Below are 5709 nucleotides of genomic sequence, written 5' to 3'. Positions count from 1 at the left end.
ATGAAGGTAACATTTTAAAATTTTGAGTGGTTGTCCTAACCACTCTATTTCTTTAGGGGGTCGTTTGGCTAGACCCCCCGCTCTATCTAGCTTGTAGCCCCTCTGTCACCCCTTGAAATAAGCGGGACTAATACCAAATAAAAGAATACTAGAGCCAATCATATAGATTATCGCTCTTTCCAGTCCAGCCGCACCCAGGGCGAAACTAGCCACCGGTAAACCCATATTACCGTTATTGGGCATCACGGCGGCAGCCATGAGGCTTTTGCGGGTATCATCATCGAGACTAAGACAATAGGCGATAATTTCGACGACAATCACCATTACCAGTGAAATAAGGGCAAAGCCTAGGAGAATTAAACCGATATTGCTGCCGGATAAAGTGGTGTGATAGAGTCCATCAATTACCAAAGCGGGGGCAAGAATATACACCGTGATTTGGGAAAGGGAATGCACTTCCACAGTGAGAATTTTTCCTGCTATCACACCGATGAGGATGATAAAACCCACTGGAATAATAGCGGAGAGAATAGCAAGCATTAATCAAGTAAAAAGTAAATAGTACATAGAAAAAAACTTATCTGATTTTTTAACGGATTTCTGTTATATCTTCGTATAAAGATTCGATCGCACAGTGAAAATCGATACTAGCTAGATAAATATCTGCTCCTTTGCTGTAGGGATAAAGAACCCAGAATCCTTCGTCATTGCGACGAAAACAATCCACACTGATGCGTTCTTGACTGATAAGAACGTATTCTTCTAAAGTTTCAAGGGAACGATAGTCGGCAAATTTATCACCCCGATCTCGCTTCGCGAGCGCGTTGCGAGCAAAGGCAGCCGTAGTGGGGGATAATACTTCTACAATCAAGCGCGGATAACGGATAAAATCTTCCGAGAAAGACTGATTATCTCGCGAGTCGCAAGTGACCACAAGATCGGGATAAAAATAACTATTAGCTATTTCTAGACGAACTTTCATATCTGTGGCATAGACAAGACAACCACTACCCCGCAGCCGGTTTTTTAAAAGTGTGGCTAAGTTGATAATAATCATACCGTGGGCTTTACTTGCACCAGCCATGGCGTAGGTTTGACCGCGAATATATTCGTGTTTATCCTTGGCTATTCTCTCCGTTGCTAAATAATCTTCCGGGGAAAGATAGTTATGGTCAAAGTTAGCAATCATTTGGTTAAATCACCTTTATTGTCTCTAAAATCAATTCTAACTCTCGATCGAGGAGCGGTACATTTTAAAAATTTTTCTGACAAACACCTGCAAATTTTGCCAGTTGATCGGCAAATTATTGAGCTAATTGACCTGCTCGGACAATATCTAGTAAAAAAGCCTTATCCCGCCACATAAATCACTTGCGCTGTCCCTAAAATCTCTCGTTGACGAATCCAATTATGACTCTGCTCGATCGATTTTTTCGTTAGCAAATCAACTTTCCGTCCCAATAAATTCTCTAATTCCCGTTTCATCCTCGAAAACTCCAGAAGTCCCCAAGAAACACTATCTTGAAAACTGACCAGTATATCAATATCGCTATCTGGACGAAAATCTTCCCGCAAAACCGATCCGAATAAACACATTTCAGATATCTGCCATTTCTGACAAAACTCACTGATTATTTGCTGGGGTAGTTCTATGTTCAATTTTTTCACCTCCCTGTCACCAGTAATCAGTGATCGGTTTTCAGATTTAAGGAGAATTATCGCTAACGACACGAAAACCGATATCATAGAGTCCAGCAGTAGCCAGAAATTTGACCCGGTAGGCCGAGCGACATTTGTTGGGGCTGTCATTCCAGGAACCCCCGCGTAAAACTCGTCTGTCCCTATCTTCTATTGTGGCTGCTTCGTAGTTATCGCGCCAGTAATCTGCACACCATTCCCTGACATTTCCGTGCAGGTCGTAGAGTCCGAAAGGGTTAGCGACGGCAAACATTCCCACTGGTGTGGTTTCCCTGCGATCGCATCCTAGGGAACCTTCCCCATAACGACCAGAACTGCACACTTTGCCGCCATAATCCCAGTCCACCCCGGAATAGTTGGCTAAATCAGTGGAAATTGTCAGGCCAAAGTGGAAGGGGGTTGATGTACCTCCCCGACAAGCGTATTCCCATTCTTTTTCTGCGGGTAAACGATAATTGAGTCCCGTGAGACGGGATAGGCGATCGCAAAATTCCACCGCTTCCCACCAGTTAATTTGTTCTACTGGGCGATCATAACCTTCAAAATGGGCCGGATAGGGATTAAGTTCAATATTTACCGGTTCTAATTTTGCCACCTCGCGCCATTGTCGTTGGGTAATTGGGTAGCGACTCAGACAAAAAGCCTGAATATTAACCGGAGATTGGGGACTTTGACTCAATTTCCAGCCTAACTCGCTTTTGGGCGCACCGATGAGGTATTGACCGCTAGGGATAGAAATCATTTCTAAAAAGGTTTTTTTGCTTAAAAAATATTTATAACCTCGATTAGTGACTTTTTCCCGTTTAATTTCCTCACCTTTGCCATTAACAGTGACCACTTCATCGGTAAAATCTAACCATTCTCCCATTCTGCACCCCTCTATCGGTTATCGGTTGATCGGGTTAAGCTGCGGGCCTAGAAAAATCCCAAAACCTACCAGTTTAAGAATAACAAGACTTCGATCGCTTATCCCCCGATGAGTTTTAATTTTAATTAATTTTTTGCTTTGACAGCAAATCGGTTTTTGATAGATGGATGGTTTTCCCTCCACTTCCCACCTTCCTACTCCCCATATTAATTGCTGGAGTCATTAACAACTTCAGGGACAATCTCTAATTCTTGTTCACCAATTACAGGTAAATGATTTTTCTGTAAACCCATAGCAGTTAAACAAGTATTGAGAGAGTTTATCGCTTGGTTATAATCCTCAATTGTTTGGTGAATTTCTTCCTGTTTGCGGGCATTATTCGCAATTTTTTCCGCTGCTTCCTGTTCTAAAGTTTGTTCTAGATAAGAACGAGCTTGATTGAACTGTTGTAGAATAGTAGCCGCTTGTTTTTTTGCCATTGGTATCAATTGATTTTTCAGAGTATTATTAACAGTTTGGCGGAAATTTTTATGAATTGTCGCTGATACTTTTGGCTCAAAATCTAACTTAAGTAATTGACGGATAGCAGGTTCGGCAGCAAGAATACTTTCACAGTCATAACCTTGGGCAGTTTGTTGCACAGTTTGCCGAAATTGAAAGATCGAAAAAGTGCCTTCGTTGTAAAAATTATGATTTTCTCGTACATAGCGATCACACTCAGTTTTTGCTTCGGAAATCAAGGCATGAATTAACTGCAATTCTAGCTGTTTTAGCTGACTTTCTAGGTGGCCATCATTGCCTAATAAGCGGTAAATTTGTCGATAATAATCACCTTGTCTTACCGCATCTAAAAGACGCTGACAAAAGCGACTAATTAAACTGGTTGACTCCTCAATTAACACATCTTCTAGCTGGTTAGACAGATAATAAAAAGCTTCCACTAATACTGCTAATAAAGGTGCTGTAGCATTGCGGGGATGGTTTAAAGTCGCTTGCGAGTAAGCATTTTTAACAGAAAAAGTATTTAATAACTCATCCAATCTTGATACCATTCTCGCTTTCAGTTTTTTAAAGTCTTCTTCAAAGTTTTCATCGCTATTAACCACGATAGCATTGACATAACCCTCGATATGTTTAGTTAATTTCTCTCCCACTTCCTTTAACTCTTGATTGAGGTGATTTAACTCCAGAGCTTTCATCGCCTCAATTTCTCGTGGTTGACTTTCTAAATCACGATAAATACCCTGGTAATAATTTTTGAGAGTGATACAGAGAGATTGTAAATCATCGGCTAAAGTTGCAAACAATTGCGGGCGTTTTTCTTCGGTGAGATAACGAGTAATTGCCCTGCGAAATTCTTCGATACCGCTATCAGCAATTAACTGCTCTAGTAAAGGAGTTCCCCACTCGCTTAAAACTCGGAAGTAATTTTTATTAGGAGTTTCATAACCGTGGATGGAAACTTTAAAGGGAGTTGCCAGTAATTTACCGGAGTTGGCACAATAGTTATTAAACTCGCTGACAAATTGCGGTGTTTCTTCTTGTCCTCCTAAATTTTTAACACTTTCGGCAAAGATAGAATCTAAACCATAACGCTGATTAATATTGGTTTGATTTTTCACCTGATACCCATAAAACCCTAAAAGTCCGCTGGTTTTGTAAATGCGGGAAGTATCACGAAATTGCGTTTGAATTAGGTTTTCTAAACGCTGTTTTAGTTGGGCTGAGTACCAGGTTTCATCGATGCGGTTAAAAACATAAAAAACTCGATCACGAATACCAGCATTAGAGCGAATTTTTTCGAGTAATTCCGTTTCTTCTGTGGCTAATTCTCCCGCAGAAGCAGCCTTTAAAACACAAACCACTGCCGAAGTATCAGGATGCTCTATTTTACGATAGGCTAAGGCGGCATCTTTTTGGACTGGGGCATCAATACCGGGCAAATCTACCAAAACGTTACCATCTTTAAGGAGAGGATGATGACAGTAATATTCTAGACGTTTTAAGACGGCGCTATTGCTACCACGACGGGCAAAACTTGCCGCTTCTGCTAAATTAGAAAAGTGAAATTGTTCCATGGAATAGGTGGCATTATGCAGCGTATGGATCCGCTCACGATTTTGAGTAAATCCTTCAATTAATAATTTTAAACCCTGAGCTTGTTTAGCTCGCTCGGATTTGCCTTCTCCCCCTTCCTGTTCGATAATTTTTTGACAGTATTGGTTTAACTGACTACAGTATTCGTGGGAATTAATGTTACTGGGATTAGTTAATTGCAGATTTTGACAGACGGTATCGACTAAAGTACGAATTTCTACTTCGCTGAGAAAGGTTAAAACCACTCTTTCCTCATCAGCTTCTGCGTACTCAATATAACATTCTGTACCCGTTGCGTGTCCTTCGGCACTATACAGCAATTCTCGCTCTAAAAGTGCATTGATTAACATTGATTTCCCGGCACTAAAAGCACCGGCAAAAACGATTTCAAATTTGGGAGAAATGGCTTTTTGTAGGGCAATTTCTATCTTGCTGGTATCCTGTTGATTGCGGAGAGAGGATTCGCCTTTGAATAGTTCAATTATACTGTTAACATTACCAGCCAGATTACTGCATTGGGGTAAAAGTTCAGTCATGGTAAAACCCAAATCTAGAAGAACAGTGCTATTGTTCCCCAGATTATAACAAAATTCCCTAACTAGATGTCACATCTTTGGTCAGCGATTTAAGCAATCAAAGACAAAGCCATCGTCTTCAATCTAGAATCAGGATTGATTAAGTAGTTGGACAAAAGTAAAGTTAACTGTGGGGTAAGGAGTCAGTAGTCAGTAGTCAGTAGTCAGTAAGAATTGCGGCAATTTACATTTCTTAAGATAGACAACAGAATTTATGTCCGACTACTTACAACAAAATTTTTGTAAATCTACTGAGTTGGTATTTTTAAAGGGAAACTATCTTCTAAAATTGGTCATTATTTCCGATTTTATCACTCAATTCAAGCCTTTGGGTAGGGTTGATTCAAGGTAGGGTTGATTCATGAATCAACCCTACCCAAACCCTGGAGCGCATTAGCTTTTCGGTGAGATGCTTACACGCGATTGTTCATATTTTTGTACCAATTTAAGAGTCAATGATAATTGCTGATT

4 protein-coding genes and 1 pseudogene are annotated in these 5709 nt (G+C 40.5%); all 5 read right to left on the bottom strand.

Annotated features, from left to right (window positions below; genetic code table 11):
* Positions 1–108: 108 nt before the first annotated feature.
* Positions 109–540, bottom strand: a pseudogene (locus tag PX636_RS14040) (AEC family transporter); the annotation flags it as partial.
* A 49-nt stretch (positions 541–589) separates the two neighbouring features.
* On the bottom strand, positions 590–1189 hold the full coding sequence (locus tag PX636_RS14035) for a Uma2 family endonuclease (RefSeq protein WP_012265546.1): 600 nt from the start codon (positions 1187–1189) through the stop codon (positions 590–592).
* A 161-nt stretch (positions 1190–1350) separates the two neighbouring features.
* On the bottom strand, positions 1351–1746 hold the full coding sequence (locus PX636_RS14030; protein ID WP_353853480.1) for a nucleotidyltransferase family protein: 396 nt from the start codon (positions 1744–1746) through the stop codon (positions 1351–1353).
* On the bottom strand, positions 1706–2566 hold the full coding sequence (locus PX636_RS14025; RefSeq protein ID WP_002796721.1) for a formylglycine-generating enzyme family protein: 861 nt from the start codon (positions 2564–2566) through the stop codon (positions 1706–1708). Before PX636_RS14025 ends, PX636_RS14030 begins: the two co-directional genes overlap by 41 nt.
* A gap of 206 nt (positions 2567–2772) precedes the next feature.
* Complete coding sequence (locus PX636_RS14020; protein WP_288117620.1) at positions 2773–5199, bottom strand: dynamin family protein; 2427 nt, start codon at positions 5197–5199, stop codon at positions 2773–2775.
* Positions 5200–5709 lie beyond the last annotated feature (510 nt).

Source organism: Microcystis sp. M53598_WE2 (genome assembly GCF_030067735.1).
GTDB classification, from domain to species: domain Bacteria; phylum Cyanobacteriota; class Cyanobacteriia; order Cyanobacteriales; family Microcystaceae; genus Microcystis; species Microcystis aeruginosa.
This window is presented reverse-complemented; position numbering and strand designations above follow the sequence as displayed.